We start from the raw sequence: 21,354 nt of genomic DNA on the forward strand, positions 1-21,354 counted from the left end.
GGCGGGACTGTGGCAACACTGTTTCCAGATTGGCCTGTTTCAGGCGAGGCGAAGGCAGACGAGCGTCTCGTCCGTGCCCACGATCATCTGCTCCGCAGGTGTCAACACCACTGCGTTCACGTGGATGCCGGGGCGGAAGCGGCGCACAGTGTCACTGTCCAGGGCACGGTGTTCGACCAGGCCGTCGGCCCAGGCGGTTGCCAGCACCGGGCCGCCCTCGGTGGCTGCCACGGCCAGCGCTGTCACGGCGCAGGGCCGCGACAGCACGGGAGAGGCCATGGGATCGGCGTGCGGCGCCCAAGCCCGGACCGTACCGTCCATACCCCCGCTGTAGAGCACGGGAACAGTCCCGCCACCCTCGGCGAGCTGAAGATCCAACGCCGCCAGAGCCGTCACCGGTCCACGGTGGAGTGTGGCCGTATGCGGATCGGCGCCGTTCTCCGTGAAGGCGTGCACTGCCCCAGCCCCGTCGGCCACCGCCAGCACCCTGTCCGCGGACGCCAGCGCCGTCACGGTGAGTTTCCGCGCGTAGGCCCTTACGTCGTCCAGGAGTTGCTCCAGTGGCGTGGCACCGCCACCCAGCAGTGCGGAGAGCCCCGTGCCGGAGGCTGTTGGGGCGCCGCGCTGGGTGTGCGGCCGCCCCTGGGCGTCGACAGTCGTAACGGTGCCGTCCGGATGCGCGGCCAGAGCCGTCGGCAGAGGCACCGGCGCTGAGAGACGCCCGACGGGTACGGCGTCCTCGCTCCGCAGCAGACGGATGGTCCCCTGGTGGTCGGCCACCACCAACTGCCCGGCGAGCGGCCCGCGTCCGGCGGCGAGGGCGCGGGTCGGGCCGGTCCACGGCGGCGCGATGTCGCCCCTCACGCGCCGCCAGATGACGCGCCACGGGGCGCCCTCGGTCAAGCTCGCGAGCGCCTGCGGCAAGCGTGGGTCCGCGTCGTCGCCCAGCGCGGCCAGCAGTACGACGGCCCGGTCCGCTCTTTCCTGCTCCCGCGTCAGGGAGGCGCCCGCCCGGAGCCACGCCGCCCGCAGACCTCCGTGACCATCACCGGACCGCTCGTACAGCGTGGAGACGCGCCAGGGGTCCGCCGCGCAGACAGCGGCGGGGTCGTCGAGATCGAGCAGCTCCTCATCCACGGTGTCGGCGTCCGCCGCGACCGGCCTCGGCTCCGCTGCCCGTTCGGCGTACCGCTCCTGGTCGGTCCACCGGGTCTCATCAAGATCCATGACTGCGGACCGGACGGTCGTGAGTCTCTCGTACTCGGTCTCCGTACTCCCGCTCCGCATCTCGACGATCAGCCGGACATGTCCAACGTCCAGGAGCGCCAAGGCCAGTTCGGTGACCGCTCCGGGGTCATCGGCTGCGTGAAGGTCCGGGAGTACGATCACGGTGCGGCGCGCGTCCCGCGCCAGCATGCTCACCAGCTCCCCCGGAGTACGGGCCACCACCGACAACTGATCGGCAAGCATCCATGCCGCCGTCGTCGCTGTCCGGCCCGCGAGCGGCACGAAGCCATGCACCCTGCGTTCCACCTCCGTGGCCGGCCGGGTGCCGTGGGCGATCAACCAGGCCAACAGTGTCGACTTGCCGCACCTCGCGCCGCCGGTGACCATGCACAGCCTCGGGGCCGCGGAATCGGCCAGCCACGAGAGGAGTGCGGCGGCTGCCGGTTCCCGCCCCGCCGCCGGCCGCCCCCACCGTCCCGCGGTCACTGAGGTCCGGTCCGCTGCGCGGCGTACGTGATCAGCTCCTTGAGTCCCGCTTCCCGCGAGTCCGCCGTGTCTCCGTAGTCGAAGCTGTGTGTGAACTCCGCCTGTGGGAAGGTCTGCTGGAGCCACGCCGCGCAGTAGTGGCCGGGCATCACGCAGGGCTGGAGCTCGCAGTACACCCGGCGCACCCGCTCCGGAGCCACTCCCTCCGCGGAGAGACGCGCCCACAGCAGTTCCTCGGGGTGCGCCTTGCCAGGGCCCGTCATCTCCGTGGCGATCTGTTTTCCTCCGGCGTCGTCCACGTACTCGAAGGCCGACGAGAACGGGAAGTTGAGCGTGTGACGTACATCGTCCAGCACGCGCGGCCACCAGCTCTCGTGGTCCTCGAAGGCGTCCGGGTCGATCTGCCGCAGCTCCGCGGTCAGTTCCCGGAAGGCTGCGGCCGCCTCGGGGAGGCTCCTGGACGAAGCGATCACCGGGAGGAGCCGGTCCAGCGAAGCCAGTGATGTAGTGAACGCCTCGACATCGCCGCTGACGAACAGATCGGGCTCGGGACGTGCCAGGAACACCGCCCGTACGTCTCCCTCGGGCCGCACGCACAGGTGAGCCAGGCGATCCGTGCCGAGCCGGATCCAGTCGACTCGCTCGTCCCGCATTACGAGCCCGCGGTGACCGGTGAACATTCCCAACGTCAGGCCGTCGGTCCCGCCGGCCGCGGTGAAGTACGGGGCCACGTGCAGGGGAACGCCTACTTCGCGCAGCACCCGGCGGACGGTCTCGGACAGTCCTGCTCCGTACGAGCTGGGCACCACGATCCGGCGCAGGCCCTCAGGACCGAAGTGGGCGACGGACGGGTCCGGAACGTGCTCGGACATCGGGCTCCCTGGTCACGGCAGGCTGGCGGACGCCATCACCCTAAGGTGTGTCTCCCCGATGAGGTAGTTCGTTGTTCCGGCCATGCTCAGCGGCCGGGATCCGGCTGACGGGCGGCCGTCTCGGCAACACTCTCGGCTCCCCGAACTGAACATCTCGCCCACCGAGAGGCCCCCGCACGTCAGAGGCGCTTCGCGCTGCGCAGCGCCGTCGCGTAGTAGCCGTTGCCGTCGAGGCGTGATGTGCCGCCTATGTCGCCGATCGTGGGGCCGTTGACCTCTTTCCTGCTGGACACGAACATCTGGTGACCGTCTCTGTCGTTGCCCAGATACATGCCCACGTGGTCGAGCCGATCGTCGGTGTCGTTGTCCAGCTCGAAGAACACCAGGTCGCCCGGTTGCAGGACGCTGATGAGATTCGGCCGCTCGTATTCCGGTGCCGGACCTGAGAGTTTGATGATGTCCGTACCGACCGTGGAGCGTGCCATTCCGTTCGCCGTGCGGGGCAGGCCGGCTCCCGAAGTGTCGGACGACATCAGCGGAAAGTGGGCCCGATAGCCGAATATCAGCCGCATGAAACCCGAACAGTCGACGGAACGGTAGCGCGCGCTTTTCGGTCGTGCGGTGACGCCGTCGCTGAACGTGTGGGGGCTGCCGAGGTAGTCGTAGAAGTCGGACTGCTCCAGCCGGAGGTCGCGGGCCTCGCCGCCCGCCGGATTGATCGGCCCGTAGGCCGCGTCACCGGCGTACGCAATGCCCTTGGCGTCCTTCTTGACCGGCGCGCCCTCGACGTACTGGAAGGCGTGGGCGAGGAGGTCGTCCTCCTCGTTTCCGGCGAACTCGCCGTACCAGTCCATGAACCACTTCTCCTTCTCGGCGCCCTTCTTCCACACCGCGGGCATCAGCCGCACCCAATTCTCGGTCACCACACGGGAGTTGGTGTCGGCCGGCTCGGCGAAGGTACGGCTCGGGCCCGTGAGCGTCGCGGTGCGCGCGCCGTCGGTGAACGTGGCGAGGACGTCACCGTCCTTGCCGCGCAGCGCGGAACGGGCCGGGTTCGACAGCCGTTCCCAGGTCGGTTCGCCCGGTTCACCCGGTTCGGCGTCGCCGGCCGACGTCAGGTCCGGGGTGTCGGTGATGACCTGGACCGCGGGTGCCTTCGCCTGTTCGTCCTTGCGCAGGTCGTACGTCAGGAAGACGCTGCCGGCCAGCAGCGTGAGGAGCGTCAGGGCGTGCAGGAACCGGCGGGTTCCCCGCCCCTCGGACTGAGCACTCATGAGGATTCAGCTCCCGTGGGGTCAGGCTGACGGCAGGGCGCCGAGCAGGATGCCGGCGGTGAGGACGACGTACGCCATGAGCGTGACCGAGCCGGTGGCCAGCACGGTCGCGCCCTTGGGCTGGCGGACGAGCTGGTAGGCGATGAGCCCCGGCACGATGAAGCCGAGCGTCTGGTTGGAGTACAGCAGGGGGAATTCCAGCGACAGCGCGATCATCACGGTCCCCTGGAGGAGCACTCCGATGAGGACGACGGCGGAGAACAGCCGCTTCCCGTAGAGGATCACGAAGCGCTGGACGACCAGCGTGCAGAGGTACGTCAGTACGGTCACGCCGACGACCATCGCGGCGCGCTGAAGGTCCTCGACGAGGGTCAGCGCCAGCCAGCCCGGGGTGATCATGCCACCCGGCGAGAGGTTGGTCGCGAGATAGCAGACCAGGGAGAACATCAGGCCCAGACCGATGCCGATCGCGGCGATCTCGGGGGTGAGGACTGAGGGGATCAACGGGGTTCTCCTGGGTTCAGCGGCACAGCGGTGTGGGGGGAGTTCGGGGTCCGGGGGTGCGTTTCGTCGTGGTACGGGTGTTCCACGGCCTCCAGGGGGGAGGGGGACCCGGCAGCAGGGGCGGGGGAGGTCTCGGTGGCCGCGCAGGGCTCCCCGGGCGCGACCGCCGGATCGGCGTGATCGGCGTGATCGGCGTACGGGTCCGGCGACTCGTCGGCCGTCAGCCCGGCCAGGTGCTCAAGCAGCGTCTCGCCCTGGCCGTGGAAATTGCCGATCGCGACAAGCGAGGAGTCCGGGCCCAGTTCGCCGAGGAGATCCCGCATGAACTCCTCGGGATCGCGCCGGTCACCGCCCAGGTCCACAGCGCGGGAGCGCCAGGGCGCGGGGATGGCGTCGATGGCGCTCTTGGCGGGGTGCCCCACGACGAACACCTTCTCCGGCCGCAGATCGGGCACGATCCCGCCCATCTGGCCGTTGCGCTCCACCCGGTCGGGACGGCAGTTGATGAGGACATGGAGCGGTCGCTCGATCGCGCCGAGGGAGATGAGCTGGTTGATGTTCATCAGCGTCGACTCGGGGTCGTTCGCCGCGAAGACGTTCGCGAACCGCAGCCTCTTGCCATCGGGCGTGAGGTAGCGCTCCACCGAGAGGACCCCCGGGTCGGGCGGGGCCTCGTACATGCCCTTCAGCGCCGTATCGCGCTCCACGCCCAGCAGTTCGGCCACCTTCAGCGCGATGGCCACGTTCTCCTTGAACGTGAACCAGCCGAAGCCGCGCAGCTCGGCGTCCGAAACGGTGTCCGGATCCGCGTAGACCAGCTCGCAGTTACGGGCATCCGCCTCCTCCTGGAGAATGGCGAAGCGCTCCTTCTCCGCCGTGACGCAGACACCGTCCTCGGGCATGGAGCGGGACAGCGAGCGCGCCACATCGTCGAGGGTCGGGCCCATCTCGGCGAGATGGTCTTCACGGACGTTGCAGAGCACACCGATCGTGGACCGGATCAACTTCGACTGGTTGATCTCCTGGAGCGCGGGCATGACCGCCATGCACTCGATCACCAGCGCGTCGGGGCGACAGGCGGCGGCTCGCCGTACGATGCCGATCTGCTCCACCACATTGGCGATGCCGAACTTGCGGTGGACAGGCTCCTCGGTCGCGTCCGGGTGGATGAACCTGGCCGCTGTCCCGGTGGTCTTGGCGACCGTCACCAGCCCACCGCCGCGCAGCGCGCCCGCGCACAGCCGGGTGATCGACGACTTGCCGCGGATGCCGTTGACCAGCACACGCGTGGGGATACGGCGCAGGTTGGAGAAGTGGCGCCGCTGCTCGACGAGTCCGGCGACCAGCAGGACCACGCTGCCGACGAGCAGTACCGAGTAGAGGAAGAGCATGCTCGGTCAGCTCCTTCCGGCGAGGGTCGACGACTCCGACTCCGACGGGATCCCGTCCCACGCGCGTCGCTCCTGAAGCTGCTGCCGCAGCAGTTCGAGGGAGCGGGTGACGGCGCCGACCTCGTCGTGGTGGCGCGGGAAGAGCACAGTGCGGCGGTCGCCGTTCGCCAGCGCTTCGGCCTGCTCGGCCAGCGCGCGCAGCGGACGTACGACGACGATCTGTAACCAGCCCAGGCAGAGGGCGGTGGCCGTGACCCCGAGCAGCCCCGCCAGGACCGTACGGTTCTGGGCGCTGTACTCGGGGATGGCGAGCGCGGAGGCCGGCTGCCAACTGAGGACCGTCCAGCCCAGCGGCTGGGCGGCGCCGCCGGAGAACGGGGCGGCCGCGGCGAGCTGGATCCCGCCGCCGTCGCGGAAGAGCACACCGCTGGAGCGCGCACTCCCGGTTTCCTTTTGGGCGGCCTCGACCAGCGAGTCGAGCCGGTCCGACGGCAGCTTCTCGAAAGCCAGGTAGCCGTTGTTCGACCCCAGCACGCGGCGCTCGGCGTCGACGATCCGTATCTCGCCGAGGCCGGGCCGGTTCAGCAGCGAGTTGAGGAAGTCGATCCGGAACTCGCCGACGAGTGAGGCGCCGTTACGGCCCGGCAGTTGGGCGTACCCGGTGATCCGGGGCTCCTTGGAGCCGGTGCCCAGTACGGTGATCCGCGCACCGCCGGGCTCGTGCTCGCTCCCGGTGGGCGGAGGCGCGTCGCCCGCCTTGGCGAGGACCTTGCCGTCGGCGGACAGGACGTACAGCGATCGGTAGCGGGGCTGCGCGGTCCTGACGCGTTCGAGGACGGCGGACATGTCCTCCGGCGTGGTCCTGTCGCCGACGAGGGTCGCGACGGAGAGGAGGTCGGCGTCCCGTTCGTCGAGGGCGCGGCGCACCCGGTCGGTGAGGGTGGCGGTCCGGTCGCGCTGGTCGTTCACGAGTTGTCGCGGTACGACGGCGGTGCTGCCAGCGCGGTTGAGCAGCAGCATCATCGGGACGGACCAGAGGAGCAGCAGGATGCCGCTGCCGGCCAGCAGTGCGCCGGTGCGTACGCGGCGGCCGCGTCGCCCGCGGCCGGTGGCGGACTCGCCACCGCTGCCCGGGGCGCCGGCGAGGCCGCCGAGCAGTTGGCGGCGCAGCCTCTCCAGCGCCTCGCCGACGCGGCGCGCCTCACCGAGTCGGGGCACGGCCGTCGGGCGGGTGAGATCGCCGCCGGCGAGGCGGCGGCTCTCCAGGAGGAGCACGATCAGCGGGCGCTGAACCGTACCGATCAGCAGGGCCACGGCGAGCGCGCCGATGAGGAGGAGCGCGGCCGCCGACAGCAGTCCGAACAGCCAGTCGTCGGTGGTACGACCGGTGTTCTCGGGGGCGTTCACCACGGTGACGACGGAGAGGCCGAAGCCCGTCGCCTCGGTGTTCGTCCCCGCTTCGGGCGCGGCGAGCGTGGCGTATCCGGCGAGCGGGCGTTCACCGCTGATCCGGGCGCCTGTCATGGTTCCGCTGACGCCGAGGAAACCGCCGGAGCCCGGATCCCCGCCGGTCCCAGGGTTCTCCTCGGCCTTCCCGGGCACGAGTTTCGCGAAGGTACGAAGCTGCTCCTCGGCCCGCTTCGTCTCGGTCCGCTTCGTCCCGTCATCGGCGGACCCGGAGGCGACGTCCTCCAGCCCGCCGAGGCCCGCGAGACCCCCGAGGCCGTCGCTGCTGAGGATCGCGCCGCCCGCGCCGACCACGGCGATCGCCCGGGACGTGCCGAGACTGACCTCGGGGACCTTCAGGGGGTGCGACGTGATCAGAAGCTGCTGCGGATGCCCGGACCAGGACAACAGGGCGAGGGTGAGCAGGCGTTCCTCGCCGTCCGGCAGCCGCACGAGCCGGGGCGCGAGTCCGTCGTCGCCGGACAGCTTCCGCCGGTCGATCGCGAGGAAGGGGATGTTCTCACCGTGCGCGGCGAGCAGCTTGCCGGACTTGATTTCGATGACCGCCGACCCGGTCCACTTCTGGTAGACGCTCCCGAGCTTGTCGAGAACGGTCTCGGCGGCGACCGGCTCGCCGGCGTTGAGCAGCGAAGCCGTCCGGTCGAGATCCGTGATGCTCTCGTCCAGCGAGGTCCGCAGCGCCATCGCGCCGTCCTCGGCGAAGTGCTGCTGCGAGATCCGTACGGCCTTGGGAAGCGCCCCGCCGCCCGGGGTGCCGAGCCCTAACGCCGTGAGGCCGGCCAGCGCGAGTAACAGGGCGGAGAGGAGCGCGATCGGCGGGCGTATGCCACCCAGCAGTGACATGTCGTCATATACTCTTCCGACCTTCCGCCGTCGAATCTTCTGCCGTCGTTGCGCAGACGAGATGGCCATGTGGGGGGTTCCTCTCGCAGAGCGGGCGGCGGGCGGCGCACGCGGGCGCGCGCCGCCCGTCGGCAAGCGGTCTTCGAGGGCGGCGAAGGCGCGACGAGACAATTGGATGAAACGGCTCGCGCCACCCATTCGAATAATTGTATACAGTATTCTGATGAACGTATGCAATGGCTTCTCCGATGGTGTTACCCACGAATGTCTGACACGTGGCAACGGTGGTCGACGGACTGAATCAGCCGTCAGTCGAATAAGGGCACGGCGTGCCAAAGGCGGTGCAACGGTAACCATTCGCGGTTACGGCAACCGGTACCCGTGCCGGCAGCGCACTGAAGATCTATACCGCGCCCGGACGCCCGGCGCGGCCTATCTGCTTACTGGAATTTGACCGAGATATGACACGAGCGCTTCTTGTGAAAACAAAGATCATGGCAACTCTGCTGGTCGGTGCATTGATAACGACTGCCGCTGTACTGATCACCACGGTGGGGGAGCGCCCTTCCAGTGAGCGTCCCAAGGAGGCCGAAGGCAAAGGCGCCGAACTGGAGGTCGACCTGGGGCGCCGGATTGCGGAGTTCAGCGCGGAGGTGGTCACCGACGCGCATTACCGGCCACCGGACCGTACCGAACGCGACACCGTGGCCGACGGGGTGGCGTTGTATCTGGACGGAAAGCGCGAGGAGGCGGCCCGCAGACTCGCCGAGGCCGACTTCCGGATACAGATCATCAGAGACACCGCGGCGGGCGACGCCGGGGCGAACGGCGCGGACGGCACCGACGGCACCGACGCTTCGCGTGGGCGCCGGTACGCGGAGATCGCCGACCGGGGCGGCGCGGCAGCCGAGTCCCGCCGCGGCTGGGGCCGCGTCTACATCGCCCTCGGCGCACCGGTCAGCTACTCGGTCCAGGTCCCGCACCCGGTCGCCGACGCCCACAGCGACGCCCTCGGAGTGGGGATCCTGCGGGGCGCTCCTGGTGGGGTCCTCGTCATCGCGGGGGCTCACCGCAGGGCGGGCGAGGGCAACGCGGCCGACATGGCTCACCGTACGGACACCGTCTTCCACGCGGTCTGCGAGCAGTTCGCCGCCCGCCGGATGCCGGGCATCCAGGTGCACGGATTCGCCGACGCGAGCGACCCGGCCCACGACATCGTGGTGTCCCCGGGAATCGGCGAGGAGGGCCGCCCGCGGGCGGAGACCCTGAGCGACGACTTGGGCGAAGACGGCTTCCGCGTATGCCGCGCCTGGTTGGACAGCCGCTGCCAACTGGCAGGCCGTACCAACGAACAGGGCAGGCTCGCGGCCAAGGAGAACCTGCCGTTCCTCCACGTCGAGGTCAACCGCACGGTCCGGGACGACGGGAAACTGCGCGCCCTGGCGGTGGAGGCGATGAGAGCCGCCACGTGGCCAGGGACCGCGTCGAGATCACCGGCGCCGGGGCCTCTCGGGCGCTGAGCCGCGCCCCGCCGGCGCACGGCTGTACGCCTCAGCTCAGGTGCTTCGCGATCTCCCAGCTCGCCGCCAGTTCGATCTCACCGTTGATGCGTACGTCGATCACCACCGGGCCTTCCTCGGCCCCCAGCGCCAGCGCCTTGTCGATCTCGCCCAAGTCGTCGGGCGTCCGCACGGAGAAGCCCTTGGCGCCGAGCCCGACGGCCAGCTTGGCGAAGCCCGCGGCCTGTCGGCGGGCTGCTCTCTGCCTGGCGCCGGTGCTGGCCCTCAGGACAATACGGTCAGAGTGTGGTCAGGTCGGACATCTTGCCACTCCACGACCACCGCGGAAACGGCAGACAGGGCGTCCAGGCGGAGCGCGCCGACGTGCTGAAGCGGGCGAGGTCTCGTCATACGTCCCCGCGCGGAAGGAGGCGTCGATACGAAGGCCGGTGCGATCGGGCGTCACCGTCCGGTGGGCCGTGCCCGCCGCGGAAGGGAGGGTCCGCGCTCTTACCGGGGCCGGCGTCCGCCTGCTCCTCCAGAACGCGGCGAACCGTGAAGCGGCCCGCAGCCGGCCTCGCGCCGCCGACGAGCCCGGTGCGCCTGGGGTCGGCGCTCGCCCGGCCGACCGCGCGGCGGCTGAAGTCGGCCCGGCTCGTGGCCGATCATCGCGGTCGCCGTGTCGTCGGCCACCGAGGGGCTCCTGCTCGATGAAGCTCTCGTCAGCGTCCGGTCGCCGATGATCCCCGGTGGTTCTCCAGCCCCTTTGTGCTCTGGGGGCGCCGCGTGAGCACGAGCGGGCCGGTCTCGGTGATGGCGACCGTGTGCTCGGAGTGAGCGGTGCGTGAGCCGTCGGCCGAGCGGATCGTCCAGCCGTCCGGGTCGAAGACGATCTTGTTGGTGCCGGCGGCGAACCAGGGCTCGATCGCGATCGTCAGGCCGGGGCGCAGCTTCCAACCTCGTCCAGGACGACCGTCGTTGGGGATGTGCAGGTCCTCGTGCATCGTGCGGCCGATACCGTGACCGCCGAACTCCAGGTTGACCGGGTAGCCGTACTCGGAAGCGACGCGGCCGATCGCCGCCGAGATGTCCCCGAGCTGTTTGCCCGGCAGGGCGACCTTGATCGCGGCTTCCAGGGCGACCTCGGTGGCCTCGATCAGCCGCCGGTCCTCCTCGGCCGGGGTACCGACGATGACGGAGTGGGCCGAGTCCGCGGCCCAGCCGTCGATGGTCACCGCCATATCCATGGTCAGCAGGTCCCCGTCGCGCAGCTTGTAGCTGTGCGGCAATCCGTGCAGCACGGCATCGTTGACCGAGAGGCACACGACGTTACGGAACGGGCCCTTGCCGAACGAGGGCTCGTAGTCCCAGTAGCAGGACTCCGCGCCGCGCTCCTTGATCCGGCGGCGAGCGTGATGCTCCAGGTCCAGCAGGTTGACCCCCACTGCGGCGAGGTCGCCGAGCTCGGCCAGCACCTGACCGACGAACTGTCCCGTGACGTGCATACGCGCGATGTCTTCGGGAGATTTGTGCTCGATCACTGCGATCCTCGATTCTCCGGGGCGACCGACAGGTATATTTATACCAGGGGCTGGAGTGGTTGCTGCCTGTCACCTGCGGCTCTAGCATGTGCGCATGGTTCGCTATCCGCTCGCCCCCGAACAGATCGAGGCGGGCCGACGCCTCGGGGCCGCGTTGCGCTCCGCCCGGGCCGGACGCAGCCCCGTCGAAGTGGCCTTGGCGGCGGAGATCTCGCCGGAGACCCTCCGCAAGATCGAGACCGGCCGACTGCCGACGCCCGCGTTCGGCACAATCGTCCGGCTCAGCGAGGTACTTGGCGTACCACTGTCGGAACTCGCCATCGTCTGGCGCACCGATCCTGCCTTGAGCGAGGCCTCTTAGTGAGCGGGTTGTGAGTTCGTTCGGCACCTCGTGAGTCGTCTCCCGAGATCGCCTTGTGCGAGCGGACCACGGACCGTGTGGGCAGATCCTCGGCACTCGGCAGGATCGCCCGTTCCCGGGCAACTGGCCTTGGGGGCCTGGCGGATGCGCCGCCCGGCACCTGCGCGAAGCGCCCCGTCCGAGGCAGGCTCTACTGGGCTGAATCAGGGCGATGTCGCCGCGGACGATGTTGGGAGCTTGCGGTCGCGATGTCGGCTGCCGCGCCGGGACCTTCCAGGGCCCATCCGCACTCCTGACGCGTCGCGTACACGCCTGACGCCTCTCCCCTTCCTGGGACGAGGAAGGGGAGAGGCGTCAGGTTCGCCGTCTCGGGCGCGAACGGCTGGGCCGACGAGGCGTCAGTCGTCGGTGGGGGCGGGCGCGGCCGCGGACGAATTGTCGAGCGTTCCGTCGACGGTGCAACCGCTGTTCTGCTCGGGGCTGCCGACGGGGATGATGGAGCCGATCAGGGCAGGGCCACTACCGCAGCTCGCCGAACCGGACACCTTGGGGCCCTCGTCGGCGGTGGCGATGCCCGCTGTTCCGGCGGTGAACAGGGCGGCCGCGGCGAGAGACACAGCGGTGTACATGATTTTGCGCATGGAGCGGGATCTCCTTCAGTGGGGCGGAACCTCATGTTTACCGAGCCGGACCGCCCCGACCCGTACCGGCCGGGCCAGTCACCCGGAATACGCCTCGGTGCCACCCGTGGGACGCAATTGTCGTACCGGGCCCCGGCCGGAGATCCCCCTGCGATCCGTTCGGCGGGCGCCGACCGCAACCGGCTCGCCCGCCCGCCGGGTGCGGCCGCGCCTGTCGTTCAGATGTCGCGGAACTCCCATACGACGCATCTGACCTGCAGAAACGAATCGTCCGCAGATCATCTTGCCCGGACGTTGCACAAGCCGAACAGCGCAGGAGTCACGCGGCCCTCATGTAGGCGCTCCGGACCGCGATGCGGATCTTGGAACCGGCTCCGGCGATCCTATGCACCTACTTACGCAGAGTAAACGCAGACGGCGGCACCACCGCCATGCTTCTGTCCACCCTCGTCCTGGTCACCATCGCGCCGCACGCTGGCACACCGCACGCGGCCACGCCCAGCAAGCCGCCGCCGCCCACCACACGCGACCGTGGCCGCGCGCTGCCCGAACCCAGCCGCGAGCGGCCCGCTGACACAACTCCACTACGAGACGCAGCCTCCCGCAGGTCCCCACGCCCACCGGTACCTCCGGCACCCGGGGGGAATCTCCCTGCGCGGCATACCCGTCATGTGGGCAGACGCGGAGCCCGTCGAGACTGGATGCTCACCAACTACCGCCGCGACGTGTGGATCCGCTGTCGCTGCCGCCACGAGTGGCTGGAGCCCGAGATCACCCGTACCCACTTCGACACCATGACCGCGCTCCCGGACCACAAGACCTACCCCACAGTCGAACAGGCCCTGACCGACCTTGGGTTCGAAGGAAGCTTCGCCGGCATCTACCTGGAGTAGCCGAGCGGGGGCAGGCAAACGCCGAAGAGCGCCACCGGTTTCCCCGTGGCGCTCCTTCGTTGTGCGAGTGCTCAGCCGCGGTTGCGGTTCTTGGGTGGCCGGCCCCGGAAGTCACATCTGGGGCAGGCGTCCTCGCCTTCGATGTGGCCTTCGTACCAGCCGTGAACAGCGGCGTGCACGATCGCCTCCTTCCAGTCGGCTTCGCCGCTCTCCACGGAGGCGATGGCGTTGCCGACGATCACCCGGAGCAAAGGGCTGTCAGGTGACGGGTACGGCGGTGAGGGCATCGGCGAATCGGTGATGCCCCGAGCCCTTAGGCGTTCACCCACGAACTACCATGCGCAGCCCGGCCCGTCAGCCGGCCTGATCCCGTCAGGTGCTGAGCACCAGCGGAACAAGGAAGTAGATTTCGACGGTTTCGTAGACGGCGCCGATGGCGAAGAGCGCGAGTGCGGGGATCCAGAGCCGGCCGAGGCGGCTCAGACCGCGCGCGTAGGCCTGGCGGCGCGTCCGGGCGCCCACGGTCGTCGGCCGGAGCCAGGACCTGCCCAGCAGGTAGGCGCCGAACATCACCAGTGCGTAGGCCTGGAACTCGATCAGGAGGGTCAAGGAGTGCGGGATGAGGATCAGTGTCGATGCCCGGTCGACGGGCGCGAGGATGATCCCCAGGTCGATCGTCTTGATGGCGAAGACCGCGAGACCCGCGAAGGGGATCACCATCGACGGCAGGACTATGAGCAGCAGGGCCGTCTCGAACACGTTGACCAGGAAGATGATCGTGCCGAAAAGCCAGGGGTTCCCGACCACAGTGTCGACGAGCGCGCCCTGGTCGCCGTTGGCGAACGAGGAAGTCCGCGCGGCGTGGAGGTCGGGGAAGATGATGGCGAGGGCCATGCCGACGAGCAACACCCCGTAGACGAGGGCATTGATGAGGAGGTAGGCGCGGAGGTCGGCGCGAATGATCTGGAACGGTCCGCGAAGGCGGTTCATGATTCTCACGTACATTTCTCTGATGAAGTGTCGTCAGCGGGCCTGGCCGGCGTGTGGAGGCCTGGCGCGTGAGGGCCGGGGACGTGGGGGTCCGGGCTGTGGGCCACGCTCGAAGTGGTCGGTTCAGTGGCCTCCGGCGTCGAGCAGCCAGTGGTAGCGCAGGCGGAGAGCTCGTTCCATGCTCGCCAGCGCGGCGCCGAAGGCGAGCGTGAGGTTGAGCCAGAGAGGCAGGCGGATGGGCGAGTTGAAGGTGCCAAGGCTTTCCGCGACGGGCGGCACCTGAGAGATCGGTTCCATGATCTGCAACAGGTTCAGTCCCACGCCGATCACGAGCATCAGCACCGAGCCGGCGGCGATCATGCGGCTCACCGCTGGGTGGTCACGCTCGAAACGAGCCCGCTTGCCCTCGCGCGACTTCGGGTCGGGAACGAGCTGCTGCTCCTCCCCTTCGGCGGTGACGTAGTGGCAGCGCTTGATCCCGAAGTTGCTCCTCGCCACCTCGATGACACCGCCCTCCAGGGGGAACACGGCGGGGATCGTGGACCGGGCGTGATGCCGGCCGTCGAGATACAGGTGTGCTGTGACCTCGCCGCCCGACTGGTTGCCCCAGTACCGGACGTCGACGGCGTAGGTCCCTGGCCTCCGGCCGTCGGGGGACGGACGGAGGTAGAACAGCGCACGTCCCAGCGGTATATGCCACCAGCGGAAACGCTTCAGAGGCCGCCCGTCGCCCTGCTTGACCCGCCGGATGGCCCGGCGGCGCCGCCATGTCGTGGACGCGTTCATTTCGCTCCCCTCGGCTCGACTAACACACTGTGTTAGTACCTGGATGGCAAACTATCACGGTGTACTAGTTGGGTGAACGGGTGGCGGAGGTTGATGTGATGACGGATCACGACGAGCAGTTGGGAAGCCGGGACAAGGTGTTGCTGGCGGCGATGCAGATGATCGGGGAGAACCCCGGCGCGAAGCTCAGCGTGCGGGCGGTCGCCGCGCGCGCCGGAGTGAGTACGGGTTCCCTCCGGTACCACTTCCCGACGCAGCGCGAACTTCAGGACGAGGTGCTCTCCCGCCTGTACGACGTGGTCATCGCCGAGGACCGGATCCACGACCGCACAGTGCCGGCCCGTGACCGTCTCGTCGACTGCCTGCGCCAGGTACTCGCCCCCGCCGGAGTAGGCGCCGGCGCACGGGAGGCGTCCCGCGTCATCCACGAGCAGTTCATCGCCACGGAGCCGACCGAGCAGGTGCAGGACGCCTATCTCGCCCTCGAACGGGAAGGGCGGCGTCGCGTCGAACACTGGCTGACGACGCTGACCCATGAGGGCGCTCTCGCCGCAGGTGACACCTCGCGGAGCGCGAAGTTCCTGCTCACCGTCCTGAACGGCCTCGCACTCGAACGGGCCCTCCCGGCCGAGGGCTCCATCCTGCAGGCCGAGAACGACACCCTCTACATGGCCGTCGACGCCGTCCTGCACTCCGGAGCCTCCTGACTCTTCGGTCCGAGCGCACGCATGCCGGTCGACATGGGTCGGCCTTCCGCGGTCGCTGTGGGGCGGGTTGGGTCAGATCTCGGACAGGCGGCGGGACAGGTCCAGGACGGCGGTGGCGAAAGTGAGGGCGTGGCGCAGGCCGGTGACCTCGTACAGGGTGGGGCGGACCAGGTCGGGCCAGTCGTCGGGGACTGCGGGCCGACGGGCGAGCAGCACCTCGGGGGTGGCGAGGCCGAGGTGGGCGTGGACGTTCCACCCCGTACGGGGGGCGGATTCCCAGCGTGGGCGGATGCGGCCGAGAGGGAGCCTGGTGGTGTCGGCGGGGCACCAGGCGACGTCAAGGGGGGCCGTCGGGAAGGCCGGAGATACGGCGGACGAGCGCGCCGTCCGCGTCGTTCGGCATCGGCTGAAGGGCGAGGCTGCGTAGAGGCAGCGCGGGGGAAGCGCGGGCTGGGGTGGGGATGATGGGTGCCTCAGGAGCAGGTGGCCGGGCGGATTCAGTTCCAGGCGAGGAGGTCGCGGACTCCGGTCGGTAGGTAGCCCTCCTGCCCGTTCTCAGCGATAAACACGACACCGTTGCTGATGACGATGCTTGCGCCGACGAGATGGGCGAAGGGCCGGTCGGGGGTGATGGCGAGGCGGATCGGCAGGGCGGGGTCGAGGTCGTGGAGCTGGCTCAGCAGGTAGCCGACGTCACCTCATGGGGCACGGGAACCTCCGAAGTGGGATATGTAGGTGACGACGGTGGTGCGGTGGGGCTGTCCCCTGGAGGGCTTCACGCGCGACATGCGCGGCGTCGGCCACCTCGGAACGGGTGACCTGGAGGTACGGCGGCGATGGGCAAGTCCGACTCCCACGATGGCCTCTCAGCGCTGTCCGACGCGCCGGCCGGCCTCGTCGTCATGATCCTGGTCCTGCTCTGCCCGTACGCGACGTACAAGTTCGTCCACTGGGCGAGCGGCGGCGGCCACGACCTCCACCGCAGCGGCATCGCCGGACTGACGGTCGCCGCAGGCGCGGCCAAGACCGCAGGAAGCGTCGCTGACGGCCAGCGCTCCGACCACCGCGATGATCGCGAACAGGTTGAGGGACCCCATGACCTCCTTGAGGACCGCAAGCAGAACCTTGGGGCCTTTCGGCGGGCCCGGTTCCGGTAGGCGATGTGTGGCCAGGTGACGGCGGCGTGACTGGGGGCCGTTCGGATCGGGTTGCTCCGGGGGCGTTCGACCCGCCCTGCGTCCGTTCCCCACCGGAGAAATGTCCGCCTTGGTTGCGGCGTCTCGGAAGCGTGAACGCTCCGAGTGATGCGACTGACGCGACTGGTGCGGGATCCCTCGCGCGCCGACCTCAACGTGGCTGATTACTCCATTCCAACGAGAGAATCGGACATGGAGCAACGTCGAACCCCACCGGACCTGTACGGGGGTACGTTCAAAGCGCAGCAGTTCGGAACGGCATCGGGGTACGCATGGTAAATCAGGAACAGCGTCTTGTTGTAAATGAAATCCTTCCTGAGTACTGGCAAATTACGATTGACAATCCGCCCATCAATCTTTACGACCCGGAGATGTTTGCGGAACTTCGCATGCTTATGGATCGAATCGAAGCGGATGAAAATCTTAAAATTGTCGTGTTCGACAGTTCGAATCCCGACTACTTTATCGCCCACTACGACATTACCAGGGGTAATGTTATCCCGGACATGCCGGGGGCTGCCAAATTCACTGAATGGCCGTCCTTCGTCACTCGCCTGGCGAACACTGGGGTTGTGAGTGTGGCCAAAATTCGCGGGCGCGCCCGCGGGCACGGAAGTGAATTGGCACTCGCATGCGACATCCGTTTCGCCAGTCGCGAGAAAGCCATTCTCTGTCAAGTGGAGGTGGGAGTCTCCGTCGTCCCGGGAGGTGGGGCCACGGAGTGGCTCACCTCCCTCGCCGGGAGGTCCAGAGCGTTGGAGATTCTTGTTGGATCAGAGGACTTCGACGCGGACACGGCAGAGAAGTACGGGTGGATCAATCGTGCTGTCCCGGATGCTGAACTGGACGGCTTTGTGGACTCTTTTGCGCGACGTGTTGCCCGTTTTGACAAGGGTGCAATCGAACTTGCAAAGAAACTCGTCAACTCCCGCGCGGGAATTCCCTCCGAGGCTGATCGATGGTCATCGAATCATTCATTCTTGGAGACGAGTGAGTGGCCGTCGACTCAAAGAACCAGCCGTATGATCCTTGAGCTGGGATATTGTAAAGCAGGAGACTTCGAACTCAACCTGGGTCGTCACCTGGGAGAGATGGAACGGTAGGAGTGGGGCTCGTGACGGCGTCCGCCGCGCTCCATACTGACGTCAGCGACGGAGTGTTGTCACGACGCCCGAATCTGTTACGTCCGCAGGCAGCCCCGCATACGCGGAGCCAGTGCTGGGTGAAGCCGAGGCGTCGGCGGCGGCCCGTGGCGATGTGCCCGCCCGGACCAGGACCGCGCTCGAAACCTTCGATGAGGGGCGCGCCGGGCGGTACGCCCCATCGGCGACCATCAGTAAAGACAGCCGAGGCCCGCAGCCGGTACTACCTCGTCGAGCCCTATGTCGGTACGGCCCTTTTCATCGATGAAGGCCAGACGCACCTGTGCGCCGTCCACCGCCGAGCACAGGACCGCGGCCGGACCCGCCTCATCGGCGAGATGCCGGTCTCCCCACTGCATGAGCGCGGCCAGCACCGGAAGGATCTCGTGACCCTTGTCCGTGAGCTGGTAGGCGTCGCGCACCCGCGATCCGGGCTCCTTGTAGGGCACCCGAATCAGGATTCCCTCCTCGGTAAGCGTCTGTAGCCGCTCAGTGAGCAGGTTGCGCGCACAACCGAGTACGCGGTGGAACTCCTCGAAACGGTAAGCACCGAGAAAAGCCTCCCGCAGAATCAGGAGAGTCCACTTTTCTCCAAGGATCTGGAGTGAACGCCCTATGGAGCAGTTTTGGGTGTTCTCCTTCGTCCTGTCTTCATGTTTCACCGTTGTTGCACCCACTTCCGCCCGGACGGACTCCGATAGATCTGGGTTGACAACTTTAACTCAGGCGCCCGCGATCTCGGCGGGCCGCGTGCGGCACCCAGGAGGGTGGCCGCCTTCTCCGAAAGGGGGAGGCCGCACCGCCGAGCGGGTGTCGCACGCCGTCCTCGGCTCGTCGCTGTCAGATCTCGTTGCCGAGGTTCCTCAGGAAGTCACCCGCCCGCAACTCGACGTGAGTGCGCTCCTGGAGCCCCCTTCCGGACGCGGCACCCACACGGCGCTGCGCACCCTCACGACCGACCGAGTCCCAGAAGGTGTCGAGGGCAGGCGGCTGAAGGGAGTTGTCGGGGAGGGACACCTGGCCGACGTACCGCTTGGTCTCGGCGAGGGCGAACTTGTCGAACGACGCGAGACGGTCGGCGACGTCGTCGACGAATCCGTCCAGCCCCGCATCGGGCAGGGCGCGGTTGACGTAGCCGTACCGCTCCGCGAGTTCACCGTCGTAGTCCTGGCTGGTCAGCAGGATCTCCAGGGCACGCCCCCGGCCCACAAGGTAGGGCAGCCGGAACATCGGTCCACCGCCGGGCACCAGTCCGTACCCGACCTCAAGCTGGCCGAGCAGTGTGTGCTCCCGGCTGGCGAAGCGCATGTCGCAGGCCAGGATGAACTCGCTGCCAGCCCCGCGCGCACGGCCTCTGATCTTCGCGATGCTTACCGCGGGGGCGCTGGCCAGCCGGGTCAGCACATCCAGCCAGGGGTGCATACCGGTCGGACCGGTCACCTCCATGCCGGTGGTCTCGGCCGGGTCCCGGGCGATGTCGTAGTGCGCGAGGAAGAAGTCGGGGTCGGCGCTGTCGAAGACGACCACCGTGACCTCAGGGTCGGTCTCCAGCTCCCCGACCAGCGCCTCCAGTTCACGGATCATCTCGGGGTCGATGAGGTTCATGGGCGCGTGATCGAACGTGACGTTCCAGCGGTGCGGGTTGCTTCGGTCGATCCGAATGGTGGACATAGCGCACTCCTGACATTTCGTGTGGGGGCGGAATTGATCCACACACTAGCATCTGGATTTAATTTTTAAACTCAGCCCTTGGTCGTATACCGCACAGCACGCCCCACCCCCTGGCGGGGCGCTACGTCTGCGGCCTCGAAACCCTCACGCGTCCGAAGCCCAACAGACCCTTCCCACTCTGTGGGACGACCTTCGCCGCGCACCCGCGCCGCTCCGCACGCCACCGAGGACGGGGTTCGACCCAAGCCGGCCCGCCGCACCCGCCCAGACAGGGCCGAGTTTCGAACTGCGCACTCTGGAGGGTGAGCGCGGTACTGCCGAGTCGGGCCGACACTCTGCTCTGCGGTCCTCCGCTCGTCGGACGGGGCCGGCCTTCGCGCGGTCGTCGGGTGCGGCACCGGTGCGGGCAGCGGGTAAGGAAGCTGGCATCCCCGCGAGTCGGCGAGAGCGACGCGCGGTAGCCGGGCCCAGGGCGACGGGGATCTCGCCCGCCATACGTTCGATCGCTGAAGGTCAAAAATCTCTCACAGCGAGGTGATGACGCGCAGCCGGTCCTGATAAGCACGGCGAGTCACGGCGGCGTGGGGAGCGAGGCGGTCGAAGCCGTGGGGCGCGCCGGGGTGGACGTGCAGTTCGACGGGTACTCCGGCGCGGGCGAGGGTAGCGGCGTAGAGGATGTCTTCGGTGCGGAAGATGTCCAGGTCACCGGTCTCGATGTAGGCCGCGGGCAGGGTCGCCGCGTCCGTGAGGCGGGCAGGCGCCTCTACGGGTGAGACGTGGTCGCTTCCGGCGCGCTCGCCGAGGAGTGCCTGCCAGGCGGTCGCGTTGTTGTCGTACGTCCAGGTCGCTGTCCCGGCCAGTCCGGGGTCGGCGTCGACGTTGCGGTCGTCGAGCATCGGGTAGATGAGGATCTGGCGTGCGACGGGCAATTCGCGCTCGCGGGCGAGGATGGCGGCGCCTGCAGCGGGTGCGCCGCCGCCGCTGTCGGCCATGATCGCGATCCGATGAAGGTCTACACCCAGCTCTTCGGCATGCTGGTGCAGCCATAGGAGTCCGGCATAGACGTCCTCGGCCAGTGCGGTGCCGCAGGACTCCGGTGCCAGCCGGTAGCCGACCGACAGGAACGGCACCTTGGACTGCTCCGCGTACCAGCTGAGTAGCCGTTCGTAGGCGTCGAGGCTGCCCAGGATCATCCCTCCGCCATGCACGTACAGCACGGCAGGCCCCGGAGCGGTGTGACGATGCCGGTGCCAGCGCAGCTCGAGGGTGGCGCCGTCGGCTGTCGGTGTGGTGTAACGGGTGCGGGTGACGTCGGTGGATGCCGGGTCGAGTGAGGCCATGTACGCCTGGCCGGCCGTACCGACTTCGCGCAGCGCGGCCCAGTCCCCGCGGGCCGTGTGCGGGCGGGGCCCGCTGAACAGGTGGGCGAGTTCGGGGTCGAGCGCGTACTGGACGAATGGGTGCTGTGCGGTGCTCATGCGGTTGCTTCCGATAATCGGTCAGTACTGGGACGGCTTGAGCATGACGGTGATCTGTGAGGTGACCTTGTCGTCTCGTACCTGGAAGTAGTGGGTGAGGATCACCGGGTCGGGCAGGCGGGCCTTGTCGAAGGTGCCGTCAGTGACGGCCCGGACGATGATCTGCCCGGAATGTTCGAGCACCTCGGTAATCTCATAGGTGACCTTGTCTCCGACGATCTCCTTCGCCAGGAACGCCCGGATGGCCGCCTTCCCGGTGAACTCGCGAGAGGCGTCGGTGATGTAGGCGTCATCGGCGAAGGTGTCGACGATCGCGTCCAGGTCGAAGGCGTTCGTGGCGCGGAAGTTCTCCGCGAGCACACCGGGAAGCGATGTGGGCGTCATG

The 21,354-nt window shown here is 68.4% G+C and carries 22 protein-coding genes and 1 pseudogene; 6 read left to right on the forward strand and 17 right to left on the reverse strand.

What is annotated here, in order from left to right; all coding sequences use genetic code 11:
- Positions 1-39: 39 nt before the first annotated feature.
- The 6 genes from QR77_RS32140 to QR77_RS32165 form a co-directional block, all read right to left on the reverse strand.
- The gene (locus QR77_RS32140) at positions 40-1,521 is read right to left on the reverse strand and encodes a hypothetical protein (protein WP_236710894.1); all 1,482 of its coding nucleotides are present in this window, start codon (positions 1,519-1,521) and stop codon (positions 40-42) included.
- A 188-nt stretch (positions 1,522-1,709) separates the two neighbouring features.
- Complete coding sequence (locus QR77_RS32145) at positions 1,710-2,585, reverse strand: nucleic acid/nucleotide deaminase domain-containing protein (RefSeq protein ID WP_040025565.1); 876 nt, start codon at positions 2,583-2,585, stop codon at positions 1,710-1,712.
- A gap of 179 nt (positions 2,586-2,764) precedes the next feature.
- Positions 2,765-3,859 carry an NlpC/P60 family protein gene (locus tag QR77_RS32150; RefSeq protein ID WP_040025566.1) on the reverse strand — a complete coding sequence of 365 codons (1,095 nt, stop codon included), beginning with the start codon at positions 3,857-3,859 and terminating at the stop codon, positions 2,765-2,767.
- A 21-nt stretch (positions 3,860-3,880) separates the two neighbouring features.
- Positions 3,881-4,363 (reverse strand): poly-gamma-glutamate biosynthesis protein PgsC/CapC, encoded by a 483-nt coding sequence (locus QR77_RS32155; RefSeq protein WP_040025567.1) that lies wholly within the window; start codon positions 4,361-4,363, stop codon positions 3,881-3,883.
- Positions 4,360-5,754, reverse strand: a complete 1,395-nt coding sequence (gene pgsB, locus QR77_RS32160) for a poly-gamma-glutamate synthase PgsB (protein ID WP_078877415.1) — start codon at positions 5,752-5,754, stop codon at positions 4,360-4,362. Before pgsB ends, QR77_RS32155 begins: the two co-directional genes overlap by 4 nt.
- A gap of 6 nt (positions 5,755-5,760) precedes the next feature.
- Positions 5,761-8,064, reverse strand: a complete 2,304-nt coding sequence (locus QR77_RS32165; RefSeq protein WP_052489211.1) for a cache domain-containing protein — start codon at positions 8,062-8,064, stop codon at positions 5,761-5,763.
- Between the two features lie 494 nt (positions 8,065-8,558).
- On the opposite strand from QR77_RS32165, the gene QR77_RS32170 reads away from it, so the two are divergent.
- Entirely contained in the window at positions 8,559-9,584 is a 1,026-nt protein-coding gene (locus QR77_RS32170; protein WP_150130471.1) for a hypothetical protein, read from the forward strand.
- A gap of 31 nt (positions 9,585-9,615) precedes the next feature.
- Here the strand turns inward: QR77_RS32170 and QR77_RS47050 are convergent, their stop codons facing one another.
- Both QR77_RS47050 and map read right to left on the reverse strand, forming a co-directional pair.
- The gene (locus QR77_RS47050) at positions 9,616-9,756 is read right to left on the reverse strand and encodes a hypothetical protein (RefSeq protein ID WP_160310977.1); all 141 of its coding nucleotides are present in this window, start codon (positions 9,754-9,756) and stop codon (positions 9,616-9,618) included.
- Between the two features lie 529 nt (positions 9,757-10,285).
- Positions 10,286-11,104 (reverse strand): type I methionyl aminopeptidase, encoded by an 819-nt coding sequence (gene map / locus QR77_RS32175; protein WP_040025569.1) that lies wholly within the window; start codon positions 11,102-11,104, stop codon positions 10,286-10,288.
- Between the two features lie 94 nt (positions 11,105-11,198).
- Here map and QR77_RS32180 point away from each other — a divergent pair, with 94 nt between their 5' ends.
- A complete protein-coding gene (locus tag QR77_RS32180) occupies positions 11,199-11,465 on the forward strand; it encodes a helix-turn-helix transcriptional regulator (RefSeq protein WP_040029016.1) in 267 nt (88 codons plus the stop codon).
- Positions 11,466-11,863: 398 nt separating this feature from the next.
- Here the strand turns inward: QR77_RS32180 and QR77_RS32185 are convergent, their stop codons facing one another.
- Complete coding sequence (locus QR77_RS32185) at positions 11,864-12,106, reverse strand: hypothetical protein (protein WP_040025570.1); 243 nt, start codon at positions 12,104-12,106, stop codon at positions 11,864-11,866.
- Positions 12,107-12,807: 701 nt separating this feature from the next.
- Between QR77_RS32185 and QR77_RS49390 the strand changes: the two genes are divergently transcribed.
- A complete protein-coding gene (locus tag QR77_RS49390) occupies positions 12,808-12,999 on the forward strand; it encodes a hypothetical protein (protein ID WP_236710895.1) in 192 nt (63 codons plus the stop codon).
- Between the two features lie 71 nt (positions 13,000-13,070).
- On the opposite strand, the gene QR77_RS32195 is transcribed toward QR77_RS49390, so the two are convergent.
- The 3 genes from QR77_RS32195 to QR77_RS32205 form a co-directional block, all read right to left on the reverse strand.
- Positions 13,071-13,286, reverse strand: a complete 216-nt coding sequence (locus QR77_RS32195) for a hypothetical protein (RefSeq protein ID WP_040025571.1) — start codon at positions 13,284-13,286, stop codon at positions 13,071-13,073.
- 85 nt (positions 13,287-13,371) lie between these two features.
- Positions 13,372-13,989: a hypothetical protein gene (locus QR77_RS32200; RefSeq protein ID WP_040025572.1), complete on the reverse strand. Its 618-nt coding sequence runs from the start codon at positions 13,987-13,989 to the stop codon at positions 13,372-13,374.
- Between the two features lie 123 nt (positions 13,990-14,112).
- On the reverse strand, positions 14,113-14,775 hold the full coding sequence (locus QR77_RS32205) for a hypothetical protein (RefSeq protein ID WP_040025573.1): 663 nt from the start codon (positions 14,773-14,775) through the stop codon (positions 14,113-14,115).
- A 98-nt stretch (positions 14,776-14,873) separates the two neighbouring features.
- Here QR77_RS32205 and QR77_RS32210 point away from each other — a divergent pair, with 98 nt between their 5' ends.
- The gene (locus QR77_RS32210) at positions 14,874-15,482 is read left to right on the forward strand and encodes a TetR/AcrR family transcriptional regulator (RefSeq protein ID WP_040025574.1); all 609 of its coding nucleotides are present in this window, start codon (positions 14,874-14,876) and stop codon (positions 15,480-15,482) included.
- 72 nt (positions 15,483-15,554) lie between these two features.
- Here the strand turns inward: QR77_RS32210 and QR77_RS49395 are convergent, their stop codons facing one another.
- On the reverse strand, positions 15,555-15,698 hold the full coding sequence (locus QR77_RS49395) for a hypothetical protein (RefSeq protein WP_236710896.1): 144 nt from the start codon (positions 15,696-15,698) through the stop codon (positions 15,555-15,557).
- 614 nt (positions 15,699-16,312) lie between these two features.
- Between QR77_RS49395 and QR77_RS44235 the strand changes: the two are divergent.
- A pseudogene (locus tag QR77_RS44235) lies at positions 16,313-16,525 on the forward strand (ATP-binding protein); the annotation flags it as partial.
- Between the two features lie 425 nt (positions 16,526-16,950).
- Entirely contained in the window at positions 16,951-17,781 is an 831-nt protein-coding gene (locus QR77_RS44240; protein WP_078877417.1) for an enoyl-CoA hydratase/isomerase family protein, read from the forward strand.
- Between the two features lie 230 nt (positions 17,782-18,011).
- Here the strand turns inward: QR77_RS44240 and QR77_RS42930 are convergent, their stop codons facing one another.
- From QR77_RS42930 to QR77_RS32240, 4 genes are all read right to left on the reverse strand, one after another.
- A complete protein-coding gene (locus QR77_RS42930; protein ID WP_078877419.1) occupies positions 18,012-18,482 on the reverse strand; it encodes a helix-turn-helix domain-containing protein in 471 nt (156 codons plus the stop codon).
- Between the two features lie 178 nt (positions 18,483-18,660).
- Complete coding sequence (locus tag QR77_RS32230) at positions 18,661-19,491, reverse strand: enoyl-CoA hydratase/isomerase family protein (RefSeq protein ID WP_040025576.1); 831 nt, start codon at positions 19,489-19,491, stop codon at positions 18,661-18,663.
- 524 nt (positions 19,492-20,015) lie between these two features.
- On the reverse strand, positions 20,016-20,969 hold the full coding sequence (locus tag QR77_RS32235; protein ID WP_040025577.1) for an alpha/beta hydrolase fold domain-containing protein: 954 nt from the start codon (positions 20,967-20,969) through the stop codon (positions 20,016-20,018).
- Positions 20,970-20,990: 21 nt separating this feature from the next.
- Positions 20,991-21,353: a nuclear transport factor 2 family protein gene (locus QR77_RS32240; protein ID WP_040025578.1), complete on the reverse strand. Its 363-nt coding sequence runs from the start codon at positions 21,351-21,353 to the stop codon at positions 20,991-20,993.
- Between the last annotated feature and the right edge of the window lies 1 nt (position 21,354).

This window comes from Streptomyces sp. 150FB, assembly GCF_000818195.1.
Classification (GTDB): Bacteria; Actinomycetota; Actinomycetes; order Streptomycetales; family Streptomycetaceae; genus Streptomyces.